The 24,503-nt window shown below is 67.3% G+C and carries 23 protein-coding genes and 1 tRNA gene; 5 read left to right on the forward strand and 19 right to left on the reverse strand.

The window, feature by feature from the left end; genetic code table 11:
- The first annotated feature begins 145 nt into the window (after positions 1 to 145).
- Positions 146 to 1,492 carry an amidohydrolase family protein gene (locus tag VGC47_00385; GenBank protein HEX9853760.1) on the forward strand — a complete coding sequence of 449 codons (1,347 nt, stop codon included), beginning with the start codon at positions 146 to 148 and terminating at the stop codon, positions 1,490 to 1,492.
- A gap of 3 nt (positions 1,493 to 1,495) precedes the next feature.
- Here VGC47_00385 and VGC47_00390 read toward each other — a convergent pair whose 3' ends face one another.
- The 3 genes from VGC47_00390 to VGC47_00400 all read right to left on the reverse strand — a co-directional run bounded on the left by VGC47_00390 (position 1,496) and on the right by VGC47_00400 (position 4,857).
- Positions 1,496 to 2,575, reverse strand: a complete 1,080-nt coding sequence (locus tag VGC47_00390) for a LacI family DNA-binding transcriptional regulator (GenBank protein ID HEX9853761.1) — start codon at positions 2,573 to 2,575, stop codon at positions 1,496 to 1,498.
- A 130-nt stretch (positions 2,576 to 2,705) separates the two neighbouring features.
- Positions 2,706 to 3,584, reverse strand: coding sequence for an NAD(P)-dependent oxidoreductase (locus VGC47_00395; protein HEX9853762.1), 879 nt, complete (start codon positions 3,582 to 3,584; stop codon positions 2,706 to 2,708).
- 145 nt (positions 3,585 to 3,729) lie between these two features.
- Positions 3,730 to 4,857, reverse strand: a complete 1,128-nt coding sequence (locus VGC47_00400; GenBank protein ID HEX9853763.1) for a LacI family DNA-binding transcriptional regulator — start codon at positions 4,855 to 4,857, stop codon at positions 3,730 to 3,732.
- 163 nt (positions 4,858 to 5,020) lie between these two features.
- On the opposite strand from VGC47_00400, the gene VGC47_00405 reads away from it, so the two are divergent.
- Positions 5,021 to 6,112 carry an alcohol dehydrogenase catalytic domain-containing protein gene (locus VGC47_00405; protein HEX9853764.1) on the forward strand — a complete coding sequence of 364 codons (1,092 nt, stop codon included), beginning with the start codon at positions 5,021 to 5,023 and terminating at the stop codon, positions 6,110 to 6,112.
- A gap of 119 nt (positions 6,113 to 6,231) precedes the next feature.
- Here the strand turns inward: VGC47_00405 and VGC47_00410 are convergent, their stop codons facing one another.
- The 11 genes from VGC47_00410 to VGC47_00460 form a co-directional block, all read right to left on the reverse strand.
- Positions 6,232 to 7,326 (reverse strand): zinc-binding dehydrogenase, encoded by a 1,095-nt coding sequence (locus VGC47_00410; protein HEX9853765.1) that lies wholly within the window; start codon positions 7,324 to 7,326, stop codon positions 6,232 to 6,234.
- 13 nt (positions 7,327 to 7,339) lie between these two features.
- On the reverse strand, positions 7,340 to 8,677 hold the full coding sequence (locus VGC47_00415; GenBank protein HEX9853766.1) for a UGSC family (seleno)protein: 1,338 nt from the start codon (positions 8,675 to 8,677) through the stop codon (positions 7,340 to 7,342).
- Between the two features lie 33 nt (positions 8,678 to 8,710).
- The gene (locus tag VGC47_00420; GenBank protein HEX9853767.1) at positions 8,711 to 9,001 is read right to left on the reverse strand and encodes a hypothetical protein; all 291 of its coding nucleotides are present in this window, start codon (positions 8,999 to 9,001) and stop codon (positions 8,711 to 8,713) included.
- A 39-nt stretch (positions 9,002 to 9,040) separates the two neighbouring features.
- Positions 9,041 to 10,096 (reverse strand): ABC transporter substrate-binding protein, encoded by a 1,056-nt coding sequence (locus VGC47_00425; protein HEX9853768.1) that lies wholly within the window; start codon positions 10,094 to 10,096, stop codon positions 9,041 to 9,043.
- 207 nt (positions 10,097 to 10,303) lie between these two features.
- Complete coding sequence (locus VGC47_00430) at positions 10,304 to 11,086, reverse strand: ABC transporter ATP-binding protein (GenBank protein HEX9853769.1); 783 nt, start codon at positions 11,084 to 11,086, stop codon at positions 10,304 to 10,306.
- Positions 11,087 to 11,875, reverse strand: coding sequence for an ABC transporter permease (locus VGC47_00435; protein HEX9853770.1), 789 nt, complete (start codon positions 11,873 to 11,875; stop codon positions 11,087 to 11,089).
- The gene (locus tag VGC47_00440; GenBank protein HEX9853771.1) at positions 11,872 to 12,738 is read right to left on the reverse strand and encodes an ABC transporter permease; all 867 of its coding nucleotides are present in this window, start codon (positions 12,736 to 12,738) and stop codon (positions 11,872 to 11,874) included. Before VGC47_00440 ends, VGC47_00435 begins: the two co-directional genes overlap by 4 nt.
- A gap of 10 nt (positions 12,739 to 12,748) precedes the next feature.
- Positions 12,749 to 13,687: an FAD-dependent oxidoreductase gene (locus VGC47_00445; protein HEX9853772.1), complete on the reverse strand. Its 939-nt coding sequence runs from the start codon at positions 13,685 to 13,687 to the stop codon at positions 12,749 to 12,751.
- Between the two features lie 78 nt (positions 13,688 to 13,765).
- On the reverse strand, positions 13,766 to 15,100 hold the full coding sequence (locus VGC47_00450) for a UGSC family (seleno)protein (protein ID HEX9853773.1): 1,335 nt from the start codon (positions 15,098 to 15,100) through the stop codon (positions 13,766 to 13,768).
- 39 nt (positions 15,101 to 15,139) lie between these two features.
- Positions 15,140 to 15,430 carry a hypothetical protein gene (locus VGC47_00455; GenBank protein HEX9853774.1) on the reverse strand — a complete coding sequence of 97 codons (291 nt, stop codon included), beginning with the start codon at positions 15,428 to 15,430 and terminating at the stop codon, positions 15,140 to 15,142.
- Between the two features lie 41 nt (positions 15,431 to 15,471).
- Positions 15,472 to 16,530 (reverse strand): ABC transporter substrate-binding protein, encoded by a 1,059-nt coding sequence (locus tag VGC47_00460; GenBank protein ID HEX9853775.1) that lies wholly within the window; start codon positions 16,528 to 16,530, stop codon positions 15,472 to 15,474.
- 232 nt (positions 16,531 to 16,762) lie between these two features.
- On the opposite strand from VGC47_00460, the gene VGC47_00465 reads away from it, so the two are divergent.
- The gene (locus tag VGC47_00465; GenBank protein ID HEX9853776.1) at positions 16,763 to 17,629 is read left to right on the forward strand and encodes an LLM class F420-dependent oxidoreductase; all 867 of its coding nucleotides are present in this window, start codon (positions 16,763 to 16,765) and stop codon (positions 17,627 to 17,629) included.
- Positions 17,630 to 17,708: 79 nt separating this feature from the next.
- Here VGC47_00465 and VGC47_00470 read toward each other — a convergent pair whose 3' ends face one another.
- Together VGC47_00470 and VGC47_00475 are read right to left on the reverse strand one after the other, a co-directional pair.
- Complete coding sequence (locus VGC47_00470) at positions 17,709 to 18,602, reverse strand: LLM class flavin-dependent oxidoreductase (GenBank protein HEX9853777.1); 894 nt, start codon at positions 18,600 to 18,602, stop codon at positions 17,709 to 17,711.
- Between the two features lie 70 nt (positions 18,603 to 18,672).
- Positions 18,673 to 19,458 (reverse strand): exodeoxyribonuclease III, encoded by a 786-nt coding sequence (locus VGC47_00475; protein HEX9853778.1) that lies wholly within the window; start codon positions 19,456 to 19,458, stop codon positions 18,673 to 18,675.
- Positions 19,459 to 19,502: 44 nt separating this feature from the next.
- Between VGC47_00475 and VGC47_00480 the strand changes: the two genes are divergently transcribed.
- Positions 19,503 to 20,576 carry a winged helix DNA-binding domain-containing protein gene (locus tag VGC47_00480; protein HEX9853779.1) on the forward strand — a complete coding sequence of 358 codons (1,074 nt, stop codon included), beginning with the start codon at positions 19,503 to 19,505 and terminating at the stop codon, positions 20,574 to 20,576.
- Between the two features lie 3 nt (positions 20,577 to 20,579).
- On the opposite strand, the gene VGC47_00485 is transcribed toward VGC47_00480, so the two are convergent.
- Positions 20,580 to 21,359 carry a class I SAM-dependent methyltransferase gene (locus VGC47_00485; protein ID HEX9853780.1) on the reverse strand — a complete coding sequence of 260 codons (780 nt, stop codon included), beginning with the start codon at positions 21,357 to 21,359 and terminating at the stop codon, positions 20,580 to 20,582.
- A 348-nt stretch (positions 21,360 to 21,707) separates the two neighbouring features.
- Positions 21,708 to 22,328: a hypothetical protein gene (locus VGC47_00490; GenBank protein ID HEX9853781.1), complete on the reverse strand. Its 621-nt coding sequence runs from the start codon at positions 22,326 to 22,328 to the stop codon at positions 21,708 to 21,710.
- Between VGC47_00490 and VGC47_00495 the strand changes: the two genes are divergently transcribed.
- Positions 22,278 to 24,290 carry a hypothetical protein gene (locus VGC47_00495; GenBank protein HEX9853782.1) on the forward strand — a complete coding sequence of 671 codons (2,013 nt, stop codon included), beginning with the start codon at positions 22,278 to 22,280 and terminating at the stop codon, positions 24,288 to 24,290. The two genes, VGC47_00490 and VGC47_00495, sit on opposite strands and share 51 nt — an antisense overlap.
- An 80-nt stretch (positions 24,291 to 24,370) precedes the next feature.
- Here VGC47_00495 and VGC47_00500 read toward each other — a convergent pair.
- A tRNA-Ile gene (locus VGC47_00500) sits at positions 24,371 to 24,461 on the reverse strand.
- Between the last annotated feature and the right edge of the window lie 42 nt (positions 24,462 to 24,503).

Genomic DNA, 24,503 nt, shown 5'->3' on the forward strand with positions numbered 1-24,503 from the left:
GGTCCCCCATCGTATCAAGCCTCCGCCGCCCTCCATCCGCCGCTGTTGCGTGGTCCACAGCCCGATCCTAGGGTTGTCGAGAAGAGTGCAATCGTTTGAAATGAGATTGCCGTTCGTCACGGAGCGTCACCACGGGAGGGAGCCGATGGCAGAAGATCGAACGTTGCTGAAGGGTGGGACCGTCCTCAGCCTCGATCCCGAGGTTGGCAACTTCCGCAAGGGAGACGTGCTGATCGAAGGGTCGAAGCTCACCGCAGTCGCGCCGGAGATCGAGGCGGGCGACGCCGAGGTCATCGACGCCTCGAACACCATCGTGATGCCCGGGTTCGTGGACACGCACCGGCACATCTGGGAGGGCATCCTCAGGAACATCGGGACCGATGTCCCCCTCGAGGGCGACGTGAGCTACCTCGCCTTCATCCTCAACGTGCTCGCCCCGGTCTACAGGCCGGAGGACGCCTACGCCGGCGACCTGATCAGCGCCCTCGGCGCCATCGACGCCGGGATCACCACCTTGCTCGACTGGTCGCACATCCAGGCGACCCCCGACCACTCGGAAGCTGTCATCCAGGCGCTCAAGGACTCGGGCTTGCGGGCCGTGTTCGCCTACGGGAACCCATGGTGGAAGGCCCCGGACGAGGAGCAGGACAACTGGTTCAGAGCGATCGCGGCCAACCACTTCAGCTCGCAGGACCAGATGCTGACCCTCGCATACGCCACGCCCGGGCCGGAGTTCATACCGTTCGAGATGGCCCAGAGCCATTGGGAGCTCGCCAGGGAAGTGGGAGCACGCATCACCGCGCACGTCGGAGTCGGCTCCTTCGGCAAGTTCGACAAAGTCGGTGAGATGGGTCGGGCGGGGCTCCTCGGCCCAGACACGACGTACATCCACTGCACGACGCTCAACGACGACGAGGTGCAGATGATCGTCGACACGGGCGGGAGCGTCTCCCTGGCGTGCCCGGTCGAGATGATGATGGGTCATGGGATGCCGCCGACCCAACGCTTCCTCGATCGCGGTCTCGAGCCGAGCCTGAGCGTCGACGTGGAGACCAACGTGCCCGCCGACTTCTTCACCCAGATGCGTTCGGTCATCTCGCTGCAGCACGCTCTCCTGTTCGACGCCAAGCTCGGAGGCGCCGAGCACGTGCCCGAGCAGGTGACGACCAGGGACGTCATCCGATGGGCGACGATCGAAGGCGCCAAGGCGAACGGGCTCGACCACAAGACGGGGACGCTCACACCGGGCAAGGAAGCGGACGTGATCATGCTGCGCACCGACCGTATCAACGTTCTCCCGGTCAATGACCCGATCGGAGCCGTGGTCTGGGGAATGGACACGAGCAACGTCGACTCAGTCTTCATCGCAGGCAAGGCCAAGAAGCGCGCCGGGGAGCTCGTCGGTGTCGACGTCGCCAAGGTCGCAGAGCTTGCGCACGCTTCGAGAGACTACGTCGTGTCGACGTCCGGCTTCAACCTCCCGGAGATCTGATCGTCACGAGCCAGGACCCGCACCGGCCACTCGCGTGAGCGAAGCCGAGCCGACGCGGCGTGTCGATTCCCGGACGACGAACGTCGGGGGGATGATGATGTCCTCGGCATCGTGACCCGCCAGCAACTGCAAGACGACCTCGCCGACGCGCTGGCCGACTTCGAGGCTCGGGTAGCGGACGGTCGTCAGCGGGGGAGAAAGCAGCCCGACCATCGGAAGGTCGTTGTAGCCGACGAGTGAGACGTCCCCCGGCACACGCAGGCCCGCCGAGCCGAAAACCGAGAGGGCCCCGATCGCCATCAGGTCGTTGTGGGCGAACACCGCCGTCGGGAGCTCGTCGACCCGGTCGACGAGCTGCTCCGTGAGGCGCTTGCCCTCCGAGATGATCGGCCGGCGGGCCTGGTCGCCCAGCTCGATCTCGTCGACCCCGTGAGCTCGGCACACTCGCGAGAAGCCCATGGCGCGGCGGGCGAAGTTCGCCACGTCGTCGGGTCCCCGCAGTTGCGCCACCCGGCGGTGCCCCAACTCGACGAGGTGCTCGGCCGCCGACTCGCCTCCCATCACGTCGTCCTGCACGACCTGGCGCAGGACGGTCTCGTCGAGCGGCCGCGCTGCGATGACCACGGGAATGATCCTGCCAGCAGACTCGAGGATCTCCTGGTCGTCGGCGCGGGCCGATATCGCGACAACCGCGTCGACCCTGCGGCTCAGCATGTGGTCGAGGATGTTCTTGAAGCGGGCGTGGTCGTCCAGGGTCTCCGCCACGATCGCCAGCATTCCCGCTCCTTCGATCGAGCCGGCGACGCCATGGATGATCGGGGTGACGAAGGTGTTCCCCAGGTCGGCGACGACGATGCCCACCGTGGCCGTGCGCCCGCTCTGGAGCCATCTCGCAACCATGTGGGGTCGGTATCCGAGGCGGCCGGCAACGTCGATGATGCGCTGCCGGGTCGACTCCTTGACCTTGAAGTCCCGGGCGGGGTCGAGTGCCCGAGAAACGGTCGACGCATGGACGCCGGCCTCTCGCGCCACGTCGTGCAACGTGACGGTGTCTTTCTTGCTGTGATCCTGTGACACGATCACCGCCATATGCTCGATCGCCGGTGAGTCCTCGCTCGTCGCCGGCTCTCCGGCTCAGCTGCGGCAGGAGTGACCTCGAGCCGCACGGACCGAAAGGCATCATAGGTGGCCCTCGTGGGCGTCCCCAGACCGCTCAACGCTCCGCTTCGATCCTCCGCATCGCCTCGATCACGAAGCCGAGGTCCTGGCCACCCCATCCTCGCGAGATCATGTCACCGAGGACTCGGCGCGTCGTCACCCCCTGCGGCATCGAGGTTCCGGCCTTCTCCGCCGCTTCGAGCACCAGATCGATGTCCTTGGCGGCCAGGTCGAGGGTGAACGTTATCGGGGTGTTCTCCGGGTCGAGGTACTGCGGTTTGCGGTAGCGGACCATCGGGGCGCCGGCCGCGCTCCGACCGACGATGTCGAGCACGGTCTCGGCAGGGACGCCGGACGCCTCGGCGAGGACGACCGCCTCGGCGAGTGCCTCGTTGAGGCCGTAGAGGATCGAGTTCACGGCGAGCTTCAACGTCGCCGCCGAGCCGGCGGGCCCGACGAGCTCCGGGCTGCCGATCGCCGCGAGGACGGGCGCGACTCGATCGAAGAGCTCGGGCGTACCGCCGACCATGATCAGGAGCGAGCCCTCGGCCGCGGCGGGCGTGCTCCCCGACACAGGCGCGTCGACGAGGTGGGCGCCCTTCTCCTCGACCCGGGGCCTGAGCCCGTTCACGACGGATGGCCCGGAGGTGCCCATGTCCACCGCGACGGAATCGGGGCGCAGCCCTGCGAGCACACCGTCGTCGCCGTCGTAGGTGTCGAGGAGGGCATCGCCGTCTGCCAGCATGGAGATGACGATGTCGCAGCGGTCTGCGAGATCGCGGGCAGTCGCCGCCATCTCGGATCCCTCGACGCGGCAGAACTCCTCCGCCACAGAACTGGTCCGGTTGAACACGACCAGGTCGTGGCCGGCGCGCCCCACGTTGCGCGCCATGTTGCTCCCCATCCTCCCGAGGCCGATGAAGCCTACAGCCACGTCAATCTCCTTTCGATGTGCCGTGCCAACCGATCTGGCAGGTGTAGCGATTCGATCGGTGTGAGGGCCGCCAAACGCTGCAACCCCTGCACACCATTGCGGATCAGTGCATCCTCCCCGATGTAAGCCTCGTCCCCGATGGCGGTCAATCCTCCGGCGGGTAGCCGCCCACTGGGGCGGAGGAGCCCCGCACGACCAGGCTCGGTGACAGCGTCAGGTCGGTGACCTCGATCGTCTCGTCCTCGGAGAGCGACACGGCCATCTCCGCGGCGAAGCGACCGAGCTGATATCCGGGGAGGCGGACCGTCGTGAGTGGCGGTGACGTGAATTCGGTGAGCTGCAGGTCGTCGTATCCGACGATCGACATGTCCTCAGGGCATCGCACCCCGGAGTGGGAGAGGCGATCGAGCGCTCCGACCGCCATGAGGTCGTTCTCGGCGAAGAGAGCCGTGGGCCGCTCCTCGAGCAACAGTATGTGCCCGGCCAGCCGCCTGCCCTCCTGGATCGACGGGTCGGCGGCCTCGTCGTCCAGGTCCACGAGCTCGGCGCCCGCCGCCTCGATCGCCTCCCGGAACCCGTCCGTCCTTCGCTCGAAGGACGACACTCCGGAGGGTCCACGCAGCAATGCGATTCGGCGATGGCCGAGCTCGACGAGGTGGGCGGCCACGAGCCGGGCGCCGAGCACGTCGTCCGGCGCCACCGTCCTCAGGTCGGACCCGGGCAGCGACCGGTCGGCGAGCACCACCGGGACTCTCCGATATGCCTTGTTGAGCACCGCCTCGGTGCCGTTCCTCGCCGCGGTCGTGATGATGGCGTCGACGCTCCGGCTGAACAAGTGGTTGAGGACTCGCCCCATACGATCGATGTCGTCCTGCGTCTCCGCGATGAGCGCCATGATTCCCCGACCCTCGAGGGCGTTCTCGATTCCTCGCACGATCTGGCCCGTGTAGGGATTGCCGAGGTCGGCAACGATCACGCCCATCGTCTGCGACCGTCCTTGCCGGAGGGTCCGGGCGGGGATGCTCGGCTCGTACCCGAGCTCGGCCGCCTTGCGGACGACCCGCGCCCTCGTGGCGTCCGAGACCATGGCGGACTTCTCGTCACTGAGCGCTCGCGAAACGGTCGCCGGGTGGACCCCGGCATGGGCTGCGATCTCGCGGAGGGTCACCCGCGGTGTGTAGCGGACGTCGTCGAGGAGATCTTCAGGCGGCTCACCGTTGTTCCCGTCCGTTGCCAGCTGGTCCTCCGTGACGCCCGGCGCTTCATCAGGCATGTCGACCGATTCTAGGAAAGCATCTCGGGGCGTGTCGTCCCTTCCGGTGCAGGCGGTTTTGCCGGATTCGGCGGCGAGGATAAAGTTCGCCTTCAAACGTTTGCATGCGGCGCGACGTCCCCTGTCGGACCGGGACGCCACAACGACACCGAGAGGACACGACATGCGCGCCGCGGTGTATCACGGGCCTGGAGACATCAGGCTCGAAGAGCGGCCGGAGCCGGCCATAGGCGATGGTGAGCTGCTGATCGAGGTGCTGGCGGCGGGGATCTGCGGCACCGATGTCGGGGAGTACCGGCATGACCCGATGTTCTTCCCCGTCGAGGAGGGGCACCCCATCACCGGGCATCGAGGTCCGACCATCCCCGGCCACGAGTTCTCGGGACGGGTAGCCGGTGTCGCCGCCGACGTCGCCGGGTTCTCGGTCGGGGATCTCGTGACGTGTGGTGCGGGCGTCTCATGTGGCGAGTGCCCGCCGTGCCTCGCAGGCAGGACGAACATGTGCCTGCGCTACTGGACCGTCGGACTGCACAGGGACGGAGCCCTCGCCGAGTTGGTGGCGGTTCCGGCTGGGTGCTGCCTCAACCTGGTGGGGCGTTCGATCACCCCGGACGTCGCAGCACTGGCGCAGCCCCTGTCGATCGCGGTTCACGCCACTCGCCGCGGCGCTCTCGAGGCGGATGACGTTGCCGTCGTGCTCGGCGCCGGGGGGATCGGCACGTTCATAACACATGCGGCCGCCAGTCGAGGGGCCCGGGTCGTGGCGGTCGACCTCGACGCCGGCCGGCTCGAGACTGCCGCCGCAGTCGGGGCATCTGCGACGGTGCGCGCCGAGCGAGGCGCAGACCTCGCCGCCCTCGTCGGCGACACCGTGCCGAAGCCGAGCATCGTGTTCGAGTGCACGGCGACCGAGCCGGTGCTCGCCGCCGCCCTCGAGCTCGTGGCCGACAACGGCAGAGTCGTCGTCGTCGGACACCAGCCACGACCGGCCACCTTGAACTTCAAGCTGCTCACGTTTGGTGAGAAGACCCTCATCGGGACGATGGCCCACGTGTTCTCGGCAGACTTCCCGACGGCCGTCGACTTGCTCGAGAGCGGCGGAGAGCAGTGGCGCAGTGTCGCTCCGACCGTCTACCCCCTCGATGAGCTTCTCACGTCCGGGATCGAGCCGATGGCATCGGGCACGCAGTCGCAGATCAAGACGCTCTTCTCGCCGCACACCCGAGCGGCACGCCCCCTCGAGGTCAGGGCGTGATCGACTGCCCGAAGGCGCCGGCCGGCGGCGGATCTCGCAGCATCGTGAGGACGGAGCACGGCACGCACCGTGAGTCGTTCGGAGCCGGGGGCAGTGCTCGCCTCCGGCGGAGCCTGAGCTCACATCGCGATGACGGCGCGACCCCGGATCTCTCCGTGTTCGAGGAGGTCGTATGCCTCGGCGGTCTGCTCCAGTGAGAAGGTCCTGGTGACCGTGGCGGCCGGCCTGATCCTGCCGAGCTCCGCCATCCTCACGACCTGCGGCATGTCCCGGCGAACCCTCCCGCCGTACGAGCCCATCACCGTGATCGCTCTGCGGACGATCCGCGTGATCTCGATCGGAGCCTGGGCGCCCTTGGCCCCGATTCCGACTGCGACGAAGCGGCCGCCGTCCCGCACCATCTCGGTCCCCTGCACGAACGTCTGCGGGAGGCCGATGGCCTCGAACGCCACATCGACGCCCCCGTCCGAGAGCTCTCTGACGGCTTCCACCGGGTCGGTCATGCTGGCGTCGACGGTGTCGCTCGCCCCGTTGTCCCTGGCGTGCGACAGTTTGTCGCTTGCGACGTCGACGGCGATCACCTGAGATGCTCCGAAGGCGGCGGCAAACTGGACGATCCCGGAGCCGACGCCGCCGGTCCCGATGACGGCGACCCGTTCGCCGGCGACGACCTGGCCGCGATGGCGGACGGCACCGTAGGCGGTGAAGAAGGCGCAGCCGAGGATGGCCGACTCGGTCGCCCCGGCGTCGGCGGCGCGTCGGAAAGCCGCCGTCGCAGGGGTCACCGCGTACTCGGCGAGACCCGCCATCGAGTACATGGCCAGCTTCGACCCGTCGGGTCTCGTCAGCCGGCTCGTCCCGTCGTAGAGCGTCCCGTTCAATCGATTCATCGCGAAGAACGTCTCGCACAGATCGTCGCGGCCCTCGCCGCAGTACCGGCACGTGCCGCACGGCATGATGAAGCTGGTGACGATTCTGTCTCCCACCTCGACCTGGCCGACGTCGTCTCCCAACTCCAAGACTTCCCCAGCCACCTCATGGCCGAGCACGCACGGCGTCGGGAACGCAACGTCACCCTTCATGACGTGCAGGTCGGTGTGACACACGCCACACGCCTCGACCCTGATGAGGATCTCTCCCCTCTTGGGCGAGGGGATCGGGATCTCTTCGATCTCGACGGGTCGTCCCGGCTCGGCGAGGACGGCGGCCCGCATCAGATCCACCGCGTCATCTCCATTCGTCGACCGAGGCGATGTGCCTGTCGGTCGGCCTCCGGAAGCGAACGTCGAGCGGCTCGCCGTTGAACGAGCTCCACTGGCCGTTGCTCGATCCCCCCGTGACCACGATGGCGATCTGGTGGGGCTGGAAGGTTGGCAGCATCTCGTCGGGAGGCGCCGTCATGTACGAGGCGTACGGCTCGATGCCCAGCTCGGCCGCCTCGCGCGTGAACGTCTTCGCCGTGTAGCTGTCCCAGTACACGTCGGCTCGGACGCGCACGTTCTCGTGGACCCAGTCGATGAGGTTCTCTTTCGTGTCGAAGCCGAGGCCTTTGAACTCGTTGGCGACGATCGGGTCCATGACGAGGATCGTTCCCAGGAACGGGTCCTGGCCACCGAGCATCGCCTTGATCTTGTCCTGCCAGGTGGCGCGCAGGCCCTCCGTCCAGTTGTTGCCCCAGACGTAGAAGGTGCTGACCGTGCTCTCGTCCGGGCGGAAGCCCTGCTGGACGTGATACGGCTCCCACGGGCTGGCCTCCTCGTTCTCGGCGAATGTGAGGCTGTTGTATGCGAAGTTGTTCCCCTGGGAACCCATGTAGGTCTCGCCGGGTACGGAGCCGCCCTGCAGGTTCTGCGACAGCAAGCTGTACGCCCTGCCGATCGTGGCGTTGGCCTGGTTGTACGGTCCCAGCGCGCCGAGGCCCATGTTCATGCCGATCTCGTGCCTGATGGGTCCGTTGACGACGACCATCGACGCAGACGACGACGTGGTGCTGTTCCTGGCCGAGATGCCGGTGGAGGCGAGTGCCAGGATGACGGGGAAGTACGACGGCTCTGCCCCTGCCATGACGGCGTTGACCGCCACCTTCTCCACCGTGTACTCCCACAGCTCTCGATACGCAGTGGCGCGCAACTGGCCCACGACCTCGTCCCGCCGGCGGCTCGTGCCCGCCAGCATCGCCTCGACCCTCTCCTCGGTCGGGAGGACGACGGGCAGGTAGTCGGTCCAATGGCTCTCCCGGAACAACCGCTGCAGGTTGTCCTCCGTGGCCGGCTCCACGAGGCGCGGTATCGAGCGATCGAATCCGACTCCCCGCAACTCGTCGGCATCCAGCGGCTTGGTGAGCAGCTCGGCGAGCATGTCCGCGAACGGCCGCTTGCGAACGGGATCGTCGCCGTCGATGTACGTGCGCAGCTCTGCGGCGGACTTGTTGAGCACCGGGGTCGGGACGAACGCCCTTCTGGCGCCTGGCATGCCGTTCACCTTGACGACGGAGTCGACGAGGCGCGCGAACACGTCTGCGTGCACGCCGATGCTCGGGACCCCGTACTCCGTTTCCAGTGTCATCGTGTGGCCGGAGACCTCCGGCGCGCACGTGCTTCAGAGGCCGACACCGAGGATGGCTGCGTCACCCTCCGTCCTGATCTGATCGGAGAGCTCGGGGTCGGGAAGGTGCTGGTTCCGCCACTTGGCGAGCTTCGTGCGAACGCCCGGGTGGCGCTCGCCGAACCACGACTGGAGCTGGACCATGAAGTTGTCCGAGTTCTCGAACCCGACGTCGACGAGGAAGATCGTCTTGCCGTCGAGCTCGTCGAGGGAGGGCGCCAGGCCCTTGGCGAGCACCTTCGGCGGATAGCCCTCGGGATTGAGCACTGTCAATTTGCCCGACACTCGATTCCTCCTACGTCGTCCGGGCGAACCCGGAGGGGATCATCCCTCCGGGTCCTGCCAGATCAGCTGGTTCATGCTGGGCAGATACCCGAGCCAACCGTAGGCGAGCATGCTGTTGCCCATCGACGTCATCGACTCCTCGGGGATCTCGCCGGCGAACGTCGGCAGGGCGAGATCCGCCACTTGCTCGGCGGTCAGGGACGTGATCTCCGGGACCTTGGCTCGAACGATGGCGTCGTTCGCCTGGGCGAACTCGCTCGCCTCTGCCATGGCGGCCCTGAAGCGCCGCATGGTCTCCGGCTCGTTCTCGGTCTGCTCGATCGACGAGATCCACACGCCTGCCGGAATCGCATAGCCGAGCTTGGCGTATGGGTTCCCGAGGGTGCGGAAGGCGAACTCAGCCTTGAACTGGCTCAGGAACGGCTCTTGGATCACGATGGCGTCGACTCGTCCGGAGTCGAGCAGGGCGCCGAGGTCGGGCTGCTGGCCTGGGATGGCTTCGACCGTCATCCAGTCCCCGCCGTCGCTCTCCACGGCGCTGAGCGTCCCGAGGTGGAACAGTCCCTGCAATGCGACGGCGTTCACGGTCCTGCCGGCCAGGTCCCCGAACGTCTCGATGTCACTGTCCTCTCGCACGAGGATCTCGGTGTTCCCCTCGGTCGGGCTGATGGATCCTCCGGAGACGATCTTGATCGGCAAGCCGTTCGAGATCCCGGTCACCGCCTGGGTCGCAGACGTCGTGGCGATGTCGGCACTGCCGCTCGTGACCGCCGAGACGAGCCCCGGTGAGGAGAAGATCTCCTGCAGGGTCACGTTGAGGCCGTGCCTCTCGAATATCCCCTCGTCGAGCGCCACGTACATCGGGGCGAAGTCCAGGATCGGGATGAGCGCCACCGTGATGTCGATGGCCTCCATTGGTGCCTCGGTCGTGGTCGTGGTCTCGCCGGCCGCAGTCGTTGACGGTGCACCCGTCGTCGTCGTGGGAGCCGCGGTCGTCGACGACGCAGCCGGCGCCGTCGTCGTCGTCTCGGCAGACCCGCCACACGCGCTCGCGATCAACATCGCGAGCACCAATCCGATAGCTCTCTTGGACATGAGCCCTCCTCGCATGGCTGAGTCCCTTCGAAACGAACACACGTACGTTCCTGCAACGCTCCGCAAACCGTTGCGGCGCATTGCTAGCGTTTGCATCGTAACCATGGCGAGTCGCCCCCGTCAACGGCTAACAGCCTGTGGCGGCGTGAGAGGCGACGATGGTTGGGTGGGTGGCTGCGCAGCGCACCGGCTGCCGGTTGCCAGCCGTCAGCTCGGTTCGGTCTCGGCGCGCTTGATGAGCCGGAAGACCTGGCCTCTGAGGTGGGCGAACTCCGGAAGCTCGCGGGTGGCTGCCTGGTCGCGAGGCCTCGGTAGCGAGACCGGCACGATCTCCCGGACGGTCGTCGGCCGCTTGTCGAGCACGACGATGCGGTCCGCGAGATACACGGACTCGTCGATGTCGTGGGTCACGAACACGACGGTGATCCCGAACCGGGCGTGCACGCTGAGGACCAGGTCCTCGAGGTCGCCCCTCGTCTGGGCGTCGACGGAGGCGAACGGCTCGTCCATGAGCAGGATGCGAGGCTGGTAGGCCAGCGCCCTGGCGATGGCGACGCGCTGCTGCATCCCGCCGGAGAGCTGCCATGGGTGGTGGTCTCTGAAGTCGGTCAGCCCGACGGCCTCGAGAGCTTCCGCAGCCCTCTCGGCGCGCGCCGGCTTGCCGACCCCATTGGCGAGCAGCGGCAGGGTGACGTTCTTCCAGACCGTCATCCATGGCAGGAGCGAGCGGCTGTAGTCCTGGAACACGAGAGAGAGAGCGTCCGGGGGCCCGACCACCTGCTCGCCTGCTAGGTACGCCGCTCCTGCCGTGGGCGCCATCAGACCGGAGAGGCACTTCAGCAGGGTCGTCTTGCCGCAGCCCGAGGGCCCGACGATGCACAAGAACTCGCCCGTCTCGACCTCGAACGACATCTCCCTGATGGCGAGCACGGCGTCCGGGCCCGTCCCGTACGCCTTCTGCAGCGATCGAACCTCCAGCTCCGCGGTCATTCATTGACCTCCATGTGTCTCGAGCTCCGAGGCTCGCCACCCTCTGTGCCACCGCAGGATCCTGCGCTCGGTTGTCACGAAGATCAGGTTCACGGCGTATCCGAGCAGTCCGAGCATGAACACCCCGGCGTACATCTCGGACGTGCGGTACGTGGCCTGGGCGAAGATGATGAAGAAGCCGAGCCCGTCGGTTCCGGCGAACATCTCGGAGAAGGCCATGACGGCCAGGGCTACCGCCAGGCTGGTCCGCAGCCCCGCAAAGATCTGTGGTGTCGCCGCCGGGAGCGTGATGCGGAAGATCTCGTCGCGCCGGCGCAGTCTGTAGGCACGAGCCATCTCGAGTTGCTGCTGATCGACGCCGCGCACTCCATCGATGGTGTTGAGGAGCACCGGGAACGTCGACGCGAACGTGATGGCGACGATCTTCATCCCGTCCCCGAAACCGAGCAGGATGATCATCACGGAGATGATGGCGGGCGCCGGGATCGACCTGAGGAAGTCGATCGTCGGCGCCGTTGCCCTCCTCGCCGGGCGGTAGAGCCCGAGCACGACGCCGAGGGACGTGCCCACGATGGCGGCGAGGATGAAGCCGACCCCGAAGTTCAGCAAGCTCGGGACCACATACTCGTTGATGTTCTCGACGGTCCAGGTCTCCTTGAACACCTGGACCAGATGCTTGAGGGGCGGAAAGAACGGCGACGTGGTGTCGAGGCTCAGGAACCACCAGGCGGCGAAGAGTGCGATCGGGGAGGCGATCTCCACGGCGAGCAAGGAGGACCGCCTGCTCATACCGTCGCCTCCTTCACCTGGGACGGGTGCCACCGCAGCAGCCACCGCTCCATCCGCGAGAAGCTCCAGGCGATGGTGATGCCGAGGAGTCCGCTCATCACGATCATCGAGTACATGCGCGGCAGGTTGAGGGCGTATTGGGCCCTGATGATGTTGTTTCCGAGCCCCGGCAGTCCGACGACCATCTCGGTGCCGACGACGAGCAGCAGTGCGATCGAGGCCGACAGCCGCAGCCCGGTCGCGATGTACGGGGCGGAGCCCGGCAGCTTCACGAAGAAGAACGTGATCACCTTGCCGAGCCGGTATGCCCTGGCGGTGTCCCTGGCGACCGGGTCGACGTCCTGCACGCCGTACATGGTTTGGAAGAACAGAGGTGAGAACGAAGCCAGCGTCGCGATGTAGACCTTCAGTGTGAACCCGATCCCGAAGACGAGCATGAAGACCGGGAGGATCGCGATCGACGGGATCGGCCTGATGAAGTCGACGATGAACCGAGTCGATCGGTAGACGTACACGTTCGAGCCGACGATGATGCCCAGCGGCACGGCGAGCAGGATGGCGAGGCCCAAGCCGAGCGCCCAGCCCCTCAGGGTGTCGAAGACCGCGATCCAGAACTCGCTCGTGGTCATCTCCTCGACGAGTGCCCGGAAGATCGTCGACGGAGCCGGGAGGAAGCCCGTCGAGATGATGCCGCCGCGCACCAGCAGCTCCGCCACCGTGACGATGCCGAGCGTCCCGAGGATCGGCAACGCCCACCCGCGGTCGCGCTCCGACGGCGCGGTTGCGGGCAGGGCTGCCTCGGCCTCTATCTGACCGATGTCATGGTCGATCGCGGTGACCTGAGCGTGGTTCGTATCTGACACGACCGTCCTCTCAGCCCAGGCTTCCCGGCCAGGGCTCGCCCGCCAGGTAGCGGTGGGCGGTCACGGCGGCCGTCGCCCCGTCGCCTGCGGCGGCAACCGCCTGGGCAGCGGACTCGCTGCGGATGTCGCCCGCTGCCAGCAGTCCGCCCAACGCCGTTCTCATCCGGGCGTCCGTCGGGATCCTCCCGTGGTGATCCAGGGCGAGCTCGGCCGGCAGGAAGGAGGAGTTCGGCTCGCTGCCGACGTACACGAACAGCCCGCCGAGCTTCACGTCCTCGGCATCGCCTCCTGATGTGGCGCGGCACCGCACGCCCTCGACGGCGGCCGCGCCGAGGATCTCGTCGACCACCGTGCTGAAGCGGACAACGATCTTGCTGTTCCCGAGCACCCTCGTCTCGTACGTGCTCTGGCCGGAGAACGCCGGGCCGCGATGGAAGAGGACGACTTGGTCGACGTGCCCGGTCAACTCGATGGCCTCTTGGAGCGCCGAGTCGCCTCCCCCGACCACCCCGACGACCTGGCCGCGGTAGAGCGGGCCGTCGCAGCTGGCGCAGTGGCTGATGCCACGTCCCGTCAGCTCCTCCTCGCGGTCGAGTCCCAGGGTGCGGGGGCGCGATCCCGACGCCACGACCACGGCACCAGCCGACAGCTCTCCGGCCGGTGTGGTCATCGACCAGGCTCCTCCCGACTGGGAGAGGCTCGTCACGTCGGCCATCTCGAAAGCGGCGCCGGCACTCATCGCCTGATCCTGCACCGAGGGGCACAGATCGAATCCCGCTACGCCCTCCGGGAAGCCCGGGAAGTCCTCGATGGCGGAGATGTTGAGGAGCTGGCCTCCCGGCAACCCGCCGTTGAGGATCACGACATCTCTCCCGTTGCGTGCCGCGAAGAGACCGGCAGTGGCGCCGGCGACTCCGCCTCCGATGATGGCGATCTCTCTGTCGGGCACCGTCAACTCCCTCGTCTCGGCGGCGCCCTCTCCGGCAGGCGTCTCAACTGACCGGGGCGATGCCCCCGGCCGGCATCGTCAACGCCACGGCTCGATCGAAACCGTCACCGGGTCCGACGGCTGGTTCCTGAACCTCGGGTCGAGTGGGCGGCCGTTGAACGAGCTCCACTGCCCGTTGCTCGAGCCGCCGACGACCACGACATTGATCCTGTCCTTCTCAAACGACGGTATGAGCTCTTCGGGGCCGGCAGCCAGGTAGGAGGCGTACGGCTCGACACCCTGTGCCGCGACCTCCTTCATGAGGTTGCGCATCGAGAAGGTCTCCCAGTAGCGCTTTGCCGGGATCCGGACGTTCTCGTGGATCCAGTCGATGAGCTCGTCCTTCGTGGCGAATCCGAGCTGGTGGAACTCCTTGGCGACGATCGGGTCCAGCACGAGGATGCAGCCGAGGTAGGGGTCCATGCTCCCCAGCATCGCCTTCACCTTCTCCTGCCACGTGCTGCGGAGCCCCTCGGTCCAGGTGTTCCCCCAGACGTAGAAGCTCGTCACGGTGCTCTCGTCCGGCGCGAAGCCATGTTGGACGTGGAGCGGGTCCCACGGACTGTTCTCCTCGTTCTCCGCGAACGTGACGCTGTTGTACGCGAAGCTGTTCCCCTGCGCTCCCATGTACGTCTCGCCGGGCACCGAGCCGCCCTGCACGTTCTGGGAGAGCAGCCCATACGCTCGGCCGATGGTGGCGTTGGCGTGGTTGTAGGGCCCGAGCGCGCCGAGACCCATGTTCATTCCGATCTCGTGCCTGATCGGGCCGTTCACCACCACCATGTTCGCCATGGAGGACGTGCTGCTCTGGCGGGCGGTCAAGCCGGTCGATGCCAGGGCGAGGATCACGGGGAAGTACGCCGGGTCGCCGCCTGCCATGACCGCGTTGACGGCCACTTTCTCCACCGTGTACTCCCAGAGCTCCCGGTACCCGGTGGGGCGCATCCGGCCGACGACCTCGTCGGGCCGCCGGCTCGTGCCGGCGAGCATGGCTTCGACGCGCTCCTCGGTCGGCAGCACGATGGGCAGGTAGTCCGTCCACCCTCGTTCCCGAAAGGCGCGGTGGAGGTCCTCCTCCATGTCCGGCTCCACGAGGCGGGCGGTCGAGCGATCGAAGGAGACGCCCCTGAGGTCCTCCATGGGGACCGGATCGGTGAGCGAGTCGATCACGACGGACATGAACGGCCGCTTGCGGTACGGGTCGTCTCCTTCGACGTACGCTCGCAACTCGCCCGGCGTCTTGTTGAGGACCGGGGTCGGGACGAATGCCCGCCTGGCGCCCGGCATGCCGTTCACCTTGACGACGGAGTCGACGAGACGAGCGAAGACGTCGGCGTGCACCGCAACCGTGGGCACCCCGTAGTCGGCTTCCAATCGGATCGCATGACCGGAGACCTCCGGCGCACACATGCTTCAGAGGCCGACGCCGAGGATGGCGGCGTCGCCCTCCGTGCGGATCTGATCGGACAGCTCGGGGTCCGGCTGATGCTGGTCACGCCACTTGACCACCCTCGTTTCGGTCTTGGGGAGGTGCTCCGAGAACCAGCCCTCGAGCTGGTGGGCGAACACGTCGCAGTTCTCCCAGCCGATGTCCACGAGGAAGACCGTCTTGTCGTCGAGCGAATCGAGCGCGGGCGCCAGACCCCTCGCCGTAATCGTCGGTGGGTATCCCGTTGGGTCGAGGACACTCAGCTTGCTCGACAAGGCAGGCCTCCTGGCGTCGGCTCAGTGGTTTCCGGCATGGCTCACAGGTCGGCGATGATCTGAGTCGGGCTCGGGATGTACGTCATCCAACCGTAGCCGAGCATCTTCTCCAACATGGCGAGCAGACCCTCCTCGTTGATCTCCGTCGCGTAGTCCGGCAACGTGATCGTGCCGAGCTGGTCCGGCTCGAGGTCGGTGTACGTCGGGATCACCCCGAGAAGCAGGTCCGGGTTCGCCAGCGCGTACTCCGTCGACTCGGCCAGAGCCTCCTTGAACCGGCGCAGCAGCTCCGGCTTCGCCTCGGCGGTCTCGATCGACGTCCAGAAGTTGCCGACCGGGAGCTGGAACTCGAATGCGCTGAACGGGTTGCCCAGCACCCTGAAGTCGTACTCGGCCTTCGTGAGCGCCAGGAACGGGTCCTGGATGACGATGGCGTCGACTCTGCCCGCCTCGAGCGCGGGAGGGGCGTCGGTGGGGCTGTTCGGCAGGGAGTTGACGCTGGCCGGATCGCCGCCCTCGGACTCCACTGCGAGCAGGACCCCGAGGTGAAAGAGGCCCTGCAGGTTGATCGACATGACGTCTGCGCCCTCGAGGTCGATCCAGTTCTCGATGGGGCTGTCCTGGCGCACGAGCACCTCGGTGTTGCCCTCGATCGGCTGGTTCGAAGCGAGGCTCACCAGCTTGAGGGGGAGCCCGTTCGTGATGGCGACCGCCCCGGACGTGAGCGAGTTCGTCGCCAGGTCCTTCGAGCCGCTCGTGATCGCCGAGAAGAGCCCGGTGCCGGTGAAGATGTGCTCCACGTTGACGTTGAGCCCGTGCTGCTCGAAGATCCCGGCCTCGAGGCCGACGTAGAACGCCGCGTAGTCGAGAGACGGGAACAGCGCGATGTTGAGGTCCATCATCTCGATGGGCGCCGCCGTCGTGGTCGTTGTCTCACCGGCCGCCGTGGTCGTCGTCTCGCCGGCCGCCGTCGTGGTCGTTGCCGCCGGAGCCGTCGTGGTGACAGCCGCCGTAGTTGTCGTCGCATCGCCCGACCCGCCGCACGCGCTGGCGATGGCCAGCAGCGCGAGGGAGATGGCGATGATGCCCTTCCTCGACATGAGCCCTCCTCGGATGGCGTTGATCGCGCCCTCGTGTTGTCGCGAATCTGTCGTTCTCCCGGCGCCCCCGGCGGCGCCCCGCCTCTGGCGCCCGCGTCGGCGTCCGGTAGGCGGATGCAACGCACCGCAAACCGTTGCGGAGCATTGCTAGCGTTTGCACTCTAAGGCTGACGGTATCAACGCGTCAACAGGTCCGGCGTGCGATGCTGCGGGAGTTCGAAGGAGGAACAGCTTGAGGTTCGGCGTCCTGACGTTCGCCGCCGACGGGGCGATGGAAGCGGTGGCGATCGGGAGGGTGGTCGAAGACCTCGGATTCGAGTCCTTGTGGCTCTCCGAGCACAGCCACATCCCGACGAGCCGGCTCAGCCCGTTCGGTGGAAGGCCGGGGGCTCCGCCCCTGCCGGCCCACTACCGGAAGGGGTACGACGCGATGGTGGCACTGGCCGCCATCGCCTCGACGACGACGGGGTTGCGGCTCGGTACCGGGGTGTGTCTCGTCGCCCAGCACGACCCCTTCTGGCTCGCCAAGCAGGTCGCCTCCCTCGACGCCCTGTCCGGTGGGCGATTCCTGTTCGGGGTCGGGTACGGCTGGAACAAGGAGGAGATGCTCCACCACGGCGTCGAGTACTCGCAGCGGCGGGCGATCCTGCGCGAGAAGGTTCTGGCGATGAAGGCGCTCTGGACACAGGAAGAGGCGAGCTTCGAGGGCGAGCACGTTCGTTTCGAGCGCAGCTGGGCATGGCCGAAGCCCGTCCAGGAGCCCCACCCACCGATCGTCGTCGGCGCCGGGCCCGGACCGAAGACGTATGCAGACATCGTCGAGTTGGCAGACGGGTGGATGCCGAACTACGGGCGCTACGAGCTGGAGCGAGGCATCACCGAGCTGCACGCCGCCGCGCTGACGGCGGGGCGTGACCCTGCGACGATCGAGCTGGCGATCACGAACGCACCCAAGGAGCCTGCCGAGCTCGAACGACTCGCGGGCCTCGGGATCTCCCGTGCCCTCTTCAGCGTGAAGCCGGCCGACGAGCCGGTGATGACCCGGGCGCTCGAGGTGTGCGCCGATGTGGTTGTCGGTTATCGCCGAGCCGTCGGCTGAGTCGCGTGGCCCTTCACCACGACCCGGCCTCCTGCTGGTGGTTGGGGCGGCGTCGGCGTTGCGCGGCGTCGACGACTGATCACAGGCCGAGCGCCTCGGCCGCCAGGTCGAGCTGCTCGATGCCATAGCTCGTCCACACCGCCCCGGAGAAGTGCAGGATCACCTCGTCTGCGCCTGCCGACTCGATGCCCCACACGAGCTGTCGCAGGCCGTCGGCGCCGACGGCGACAGGTGAGGTAGGCGGTTGGTCTGCGAGCAGCCGATCCGCCTCGTCACGATCGACCAGCAGAGCCGCCGCACCACAACTCGGCGTCACCGACCCCGCCGGGCGACCGGCAGCCACCTCGCCCGACCGGAGTGTCTCGAGCATCTCGGGCATCCGCTCGTACGAACCGGGAAGACTCCAGGCATCCGCCAGCCTGGCGGCGAGCGCCAGCATCCTGGGCCCCGAGCCTGCGACGAGAAGTCGCGGCCGGGAACCGCCGAGCACCTCGCCGCCGACCAACGTGTTGAAGCGACCGTCGTAGTCCACGGGGCCGCCCGCCAGCAGAGCGGCGACGATCTCGACGTACTCTTCGAACCGGGAGTACAAGCTGTCGAATCGGATCCCGAAGGCCTCGAACTCGGGGGCATGCCAGCCGGCTCCGAGGCCAAGGGTGAACCGCCCGCCGGAGAGCTCGTCGAGCGTGGTCGCCTCTCTCACGAGCTGACCGGGAGGTCTGAGCGGGGCGCACAGCACCATCGTCCCGAGCGCGATCGACTCGGTGGCGGCGGCCACGAACGACAGGGCCGTCATCGCTTCGGGCCCGACCCGCTGCCGCGGACCTCCGAAGTCGAGGAAGTAGTGGTCGCTGATCCACACCGAGTCGAATCCGAGGGCCTCGGCCCTCGTGGCGTAGTCGGTGGCCTCACGGTAGGTGTAGTTGCCCTGAGACGGCCAGCTGCGCTGTGGGATCGCCACGCCGAGCTTCATCCGATGGGTTCCTCTCGATCGCTGGAGACCATTCTTGCAGCTACATGCTCACGTTTGCAGGCTTGAGACGTCAGTCTGCGAGGTCGACGATCAATGGAGCATGGTCGGATGCCTTGGCGCCGGGCACCCGCTTGAGTTTGCGGAACTCCCGGTCGACCTTGGCGGCCCGCAGCCCTGCCGCGAGTGGCTCGGCGACGAGGGCGAGGTCGATGCGCAGCCCAAAGCCCTTGTGGAAGTGGCCGGCCCGATAGTCCCACCAGGTGAAACCCGGAGACCGAGAGTCGAGGTGGCGGAAGGCGTCGACGAAACCGCGCGCCATCACGGCGGCGAGGCGGGCGCGCTCGTCGGTCGTCACGTGCGTCCCACCGTGCACCGCGGCGGGGTCCCACACGTCGAGATCGGAGGGACAGACGTTCATGTCTCCCGCGACGAATGCCGGCACGGGCCCCGGCTGCGCCACCCTGGCTGCCATCGCTTCGAGGAACCGGAGCTTGGCCACGAACTCGGGCGACCCCACCGTTCGGCCGTTCGGCACGTAGACGCTGGCGACCCGCACGCCGCCGACGGTTGCCTCGATCCACCGGGCCTGGGCGGGGTCGGGCTCTCCCGGCAGGCCGCAGGCGACGTCCTCGACGCCTACGTCGCTTCGGGCGAGGATGGCGACCCCGGCCCACCTTCCCGCCGAGTGGTCGGCAGCAACGTACCCTGCGGCCGCCAGCTCCGGATGCGGGAAGGCCGCCGCGGTCGACTTCGTCTCCTGGACGCACACGGCGTCGGGCTGGTACTCGGCGAGGATCTCGACGAGCCGGGGGAGTCGCGGCCTGATCGAGTTGACGTTGTACGTGACGAAGCGCATCGCCTCCAGTCAAGTCCTCGGCGGACCTCGGTAACGTCGCACCCTTGAACGCCTCGGACATCGTCAACCTGCGAATGCGCCGCCAGCGGCTCTGGGGTCCACCGGCGGGATCTCCCGAGGTGGTCGTCAAGGCGCTCGGGGCGATGCAGGCCCAGGAGTTCGTCCCGGCCACGTGGTCGATCGGCCAGCGATGCGGCGCCGGCCAGGGTGTCGTGACCGAGGCGTTCTCCACCGGTGCCATTCTGCGGACCCACGTCCTCAGGCCAACCTGGCATTTCGCCCATCGCGACGACCTCCGCTGGCTCCTGTCCGCCACCGCGTCCCGCGTCGAGCGGCTCAACGCCCCGATGTACCGCCAGCTCGGCCTGGACGACGCCACGCTCGACGCCGGCAACGCCGTGCTGGCGCAGGCGCTGCGTGGCGGAAGGCACCTCACCCGTCGCGAGCTCGCCGACCGCCTCGCCGCCGCCGGGGTCGACGCCTCGGGGCTTCGCTTGGGCTATATCATGATGCGAGCCGAGCTCGACGCCGTCGTGTGTAGCGGAGCGCCGCGTGGCAAGCAGCAGACGTACGCCCTCTTCGACGAGCGCGTCCCGGATCGATCGACCCTGCCGTTCGAGGAGGCCGTCGCCGAGCTGGCGAGGCGCTTCTTCACGAGCAGGGGACCGGCCACCGTGAAGGACTGCGCCAAGTGGGCGAGCCTCACCCTCGCCCAGGTGCGGGTCGGGCTCGAGGCGATCGCCCCCGAGCTCGACACAATCAACGTCGATGGTCGCACGTACTGGCTCGCCTCCGATACAGGAGTCCCGCCACCGCCCTCGCCGCAGGTCGATCTCGTGCAGGGATACGACGAGTGCGTCATGGGGTACGGCGAGAGCCGAGACGTCCTCCTCTCCAAGTTGGATCGAAGCCCCGCCGGGCAAGCCGCTCCGCTGCTGCTCCACGCCATCCTCATCGACGGCTTCCTCATCGGGCATTGGCGCTACGCCACGCGGGCCAACGTCGTCCGGGTCGAGACGCAGCTCCACCGCCGGCTCGGCCGAGCGGAGACCTCGGCGCTCGACGTCGCCGTCGAGCGGCTCGGGGCATTCTTCGGGATGCCCGCCTCGAGGGCGTGATGATCAGGTCGTGCCGGTGGCGCACCAGGCTCGGGCGCTGAGGTGGATGGTGCCGTCCGGCGAGCGGGGCAGGGTCGTGTCGAGCCTCTGCCTGAGGTGATGGCGAGTCGCCTCGTCGAGCGATGCGACGTAGCCCGGCGCCGGGCCCTGGCCGCTCAGGAGGGGGTTCCAATAGTCGGCGAAGTCGGCGAAGACGGTGGGTACCCGAACGGCGCTCGTCGCCACCTCGTTCAGTCCTCCGGCCTCGAACAGCGCACCGAGGGCGCCGGGCCGGCACAGCGGGAATCGCGTCGCCTCGTCGAGCGATGCCGCCTCCGGGTCGACGGCTGCGGCGGCGTCCCAGAACGTCCGCAGGTATTCCATCCCGTCGGCGTAGTCCCACACGAAGGCGGACACGGTTCCCAGCGGCGCCGCCACCCGGCGCATCTCGGTGAGCGCCGCCGCCGGGTCGGGGACGAAGTTGAGCACGAGGCCGCTCACGACGACGTCGAACGAGTCCGCCTCGAACGGGAGGTTGCCGGCCGAGCCGAGCCGCAGATCCGGGTCCTCACCGAGGCGACGCCTGGCCGCCTCGACGAAACCTGGCGAGGGATCGACCCCGGAGAGCCCTGCAGGGGCGGCGGCCCCGGCGATCGCTGCGAGGACGGCGCCGCTGCCGCAGCCGACGTCGAGCCACCTCGCCTGCTGAGGCGGATCGAGCCACGATATGAAGGCGCGCGCCGCCGGCAAGCTCCACCGACCCATGAAGGCGTCGTACGCGTTGTCGTCGTCCCAGCGGTCCACGTACCGAACGCTATCCGATGCGGGCGATGCGCCACGACGGGTCGCCGCCCTGACTGATCCGGGCGTCGGTGCCTCCGGCGCGTCGGGAAGTCGAGGGATGCGCATTGCCGTCAATCGCCGGCGCCTGGACCTGTAGGGGCTCCGTCGTTCGGAGTACGGTTTCCGACCTTAAGCCCTCGCCAATCCGCTCCCCTACCCTCAAGCCAGATGGACGACGAGGGCGGCCAACAAGAGCCATCGCAGCCGAACCTATCGCGAGGTCCCGAGGCTGCGACCACGGCAGGCATTCCGCTCCAGCGACTGGCGATCGGTGGCCTGGTCGTCGCTGGAGTGCTGGGGATAGTCCTGTCACTCGCGGGTGGCGGGGACGACCAGCCGCCGGCGGCTCTTTCCACCTCGACAACGCTCCAGACCACACCAGTGGAAGAGGTCTCGACGGAGTCGGAACCCGGGGCCGGCCCGGAGGTCCCTCCCATCGATGCCTGCTCTCTGCTCACTTTCGACGAGGTGTACGAGGCGCTCTCGGGCCTCGGCGGTTTGCTCGCCGTGGGCCGGAGTGAGGGATGCGTATGGACAGCGGATCTGGGCGAGGGGCCAGTCGAGGGTCTGGCGGTGCTGATCGTCCCGGGCGTACCGGACGACCTCATGCCGGGCGCCCAGCTGGATGGCGTGACCGGCGTGGAGGTGGCAGATGTCGGCCAGGCGGCCGCCTGGTTCCCGGGCAGTGATGGTGGGGTGCTCAGCGTCGTGGAGGAGACGAGCCTGGGCTACCTCTTCGTGCGGCTTGGCATCGACCATCCCGATCTCGACGATGCGGCCCGGCTCGAGGCGGCGAAGTCTCTGGTCGCCAACGCCCTGTCCAGATTCCCGGGCGCAGATCCGGGGGAGCCGAAGCCGATCGCCGACCTGTGCGATCTGGTGACGGACGAGGAAGCCGACGACGTGCTCGATCCATACCGTGGCAGCCACCCGGCGACCCAGGACGAGATCTTCGTCACTGACAACTTCGCCGAGCCTGTGGACCTCAGCGAGCCGGGGAATGCCAGCTGTAAGAAGCTGATCCTCGCGGAGATCTACCTGGAGATCCAGCAGGGAGATCCGGCCGACTTCGAGGTCGGTGCCGAGATGGAGGGAGTGGTAGGCCAACCGGTGCCGGGGCTGGGTGACGAGGCGGTCTGGTTTGCCCGGGTGCCGCGCCAGGGTTCGTTTGCTGCACCACATGAGGCCGGCGTGCTCAGCGTCAGCCAGGGAGGTGGCTTGTTCCGGGTGCTTCTCGCCATCCCTGATGCCGGCGCCGGCGCTCAGGACATCGTGCAAGGGCTGGTAGCCAAGGCACTCAACAGATTGCCGGGTGGGTCACCGACGGGGGTTCTCGTCGCCGGCGTCGAGCCGACCACCCTGCCCGGTTTCGGATACGTGGACGTCCTCGTTGCCGGAGAGGAGAGGGGAGAGTGGACGAGGGGGGAGGGCCTTGTGGCGATGCTCAGAGTCTTGGCCGGCGAGCTGGACGCTTCTGAGGTGCTCGGCGACAGCGAGATCGTCGAACGCTCCGGCGCGGGGGTCATCGGTCTGGCGCGGCAATATCTCGCCGCACGCACCGATGACACGGCGAGCACCGAGATCGCCCGGCTCCTCGACCTCCTGTTCCTGACGTCCGAAGAGCTTGTCGGAATGATCAAGGCCGGTGAGCCCACCGCACTGCTCTCCACTCTGGTCCTGGACGTGCTGGCCCAGCAGGATGACCAGGATGAGTGTCAGATCCTCTACAACACCGCAAGCCCCTGCCTGGTCGAAGTCAGGTCACCCGAGCTGGAACAGCAATGGCCCGGCAAATACGTTCTGCTGCGGCCGATGAGCAAGGTGTCGACCGACTGGAAGCAGGAGGACGTCGATGCGGCACTGGTGGCCATGAAGGACTCCGCCGAGGTGTACGAGGCCCTCGGCAAAATGCCGCCGGTCGTGATGTACCTGACGGGTGAGGAGGATCCCGGGGCCACCACGAACGTGGATGTCGAAGACGGGTTCTGTTTGATCAGTGTTCATCAGACGATGCAGATCTTCGGAGAGGACTCGTTCCAGCAGTTCCTCGCCCGAGACATCGCATACTGTCTGATCGCACAGACGTTCCCTGAAACCGGAACGACTTTGCGCTGGTGGGTTGACGGTCTGGCCACCTACCTCAGCGGTGTCGTCTACGAGGACGTCAACCTGGAACACAACAATCTGCCACAGCGCCTCGCGGCAGAGGAGCTCGAGACGTCATTGCTGAGCAGAACGTTCACCAACTGGGTGTTCTTCGAGTATCTCCACCCCAAGGTCGGCGGAGCGAAGGGTGTCCTCGGCACGATCGGCAACCTGCCCGGATCGCTGAACACTGAGATAGCGGGGCAGTGGCATCCTTTCAATGAGGCACTGACCGACGTGAGCGTGCCCGACCTCGGTGACGGGAACGTTCCCTACGCACCTCCTGATGCCGCCGGGGCACCACCGAAGGTCGATGTGGAGATCGCGGGCGCCGGGGAAGCTTCGTTCAATGTGCGGTCGTTGGGCGTGAACCGGCTGTATGTCCGGGTAACCGGTGGGCCGGTTGCATGTGTTGAGTACGACCAGGAGAACGAGGTCAAGACCTCGTGGCGGATGGGGCCGCCAGGCCAGGGGAGTGGGTGGAGCGGCGATCTCCCCGAGACGCTCGAGGGCGACTCCACGTTCCTGTTGACCGTGACCGGAGGGGAGGGGGCACTGCCGGAGGGGATCCTCACGATTCGGGTCAAGGACGTGGTGGACTCCGCAGACGAATGCGACGAGGAGGAAGAAGAGGAGCCAGCGGATCCGGGCGACCTGTGTTTGGAGATATGCGATCCGTCGTCGTACTACCGATTCGGCGACCAGCTTGCGGAATGGCTCCAGCGTCTTCTGGGCCTCCTGGGCTGACACGTCACACGGTCAGAGTCGATCCCTGACTTCTCCCTGGTCAAGGGCGGTTTCCGGGTTTCAATCAGGTCGGTGATTTGTGGGCCCACGTGGACTTGAACCACGGACCTCATCCTTATCAGGGATGCGCGCGACGCGCATAAGTAGCCTGTCTACCTGGGGTTTCGCGCTGCCATCTACAGCTTGTGTCACATTTGTGGCACACAGCAGGAA

Source organism: Acidimicrobiia bacterium (assembly GCA_036396535.1).
GTDB lineage: Bacteria > Actinomycetota > Acidimicrobiia > Spongiisociales > UBA5794 > DASWKR01.

Coding starts and splice junctions, on each gene's coding strand:
- VGC47_00385 (HEX9853760.1), top strand. CDS start 146: ATGGCAGAAGATCGAACGTTGCTGAAGGGTGGGACCGTCCTCAGCCTC.
- VGC47_00400 (HEX9853763.1), bottom strand. CDS start 4,857: ATGCCTGATGAAGCGCCGGGCGTCACGGAGGACCAGCTGGCAACGGAC.
- VGC47_00405 (HEX9853764.1), top strand. CDS start 5,021: ATGCGCGCCGCGGTGTATCACGGGCCTGGAGACATCAGGCTCGAAGAG.
- VGC47_00410 (HEX9853765.1), bottom strand. CDS start 7,326: ATGCGGGCCGCCGTCCTCGCCGAGCCGGGACGACCCGTCGAGATCGAA.
- VGC47_00415 (HEX9853766.1), bottom strand. CDS start 8,677: ATGACACTGGAAACGGAGTACGGGGTCCCGAGCATCGGCGTGCACGCA.
- VGC47_00425 (HEX9853768.1), bottom strand. CDS start 10,096: ATGTCCAAGAGAGCTATCGGATTGGTGCTCGCGATGTTGATCGCGAGC.
- VGC47_00430 (HEX9853769.1), bottom strand. CDS start 11,086: ATGACCGCGGAGCTGGAGGTTCGATCGCTGCAGAAGGCGTACGGGACG.
- VGC47_00435 (HEX9853770.1), bottom strand. CDS start 11,875: ATGAGCAGGCGGTCCTCCTTGCTCGCCGTGGAGATCGCCTCCCCGATC.
- VGC47_00460 (HEX9853775.1), bottom strand. CDS start 16,530: ATGTCGAGGAAGGGCATCATCGCCATCTCCCTCGCGCTGCTGGCCATC.
- VGC47_00470 (HEX9853777.1), bottom strand. CDS start 18,602: ATGAAGCTCGGCGTGGCGATCCCACAGCGCAGCTGGCCGTCTCAGGGC.
- VGC47_00475 (HEX9853778.1), bottom strand. CDS start 19,458: ATGCGCTTCGTCACGTACAACGTCAACTCGATCAGGCCGCGACTCCCC.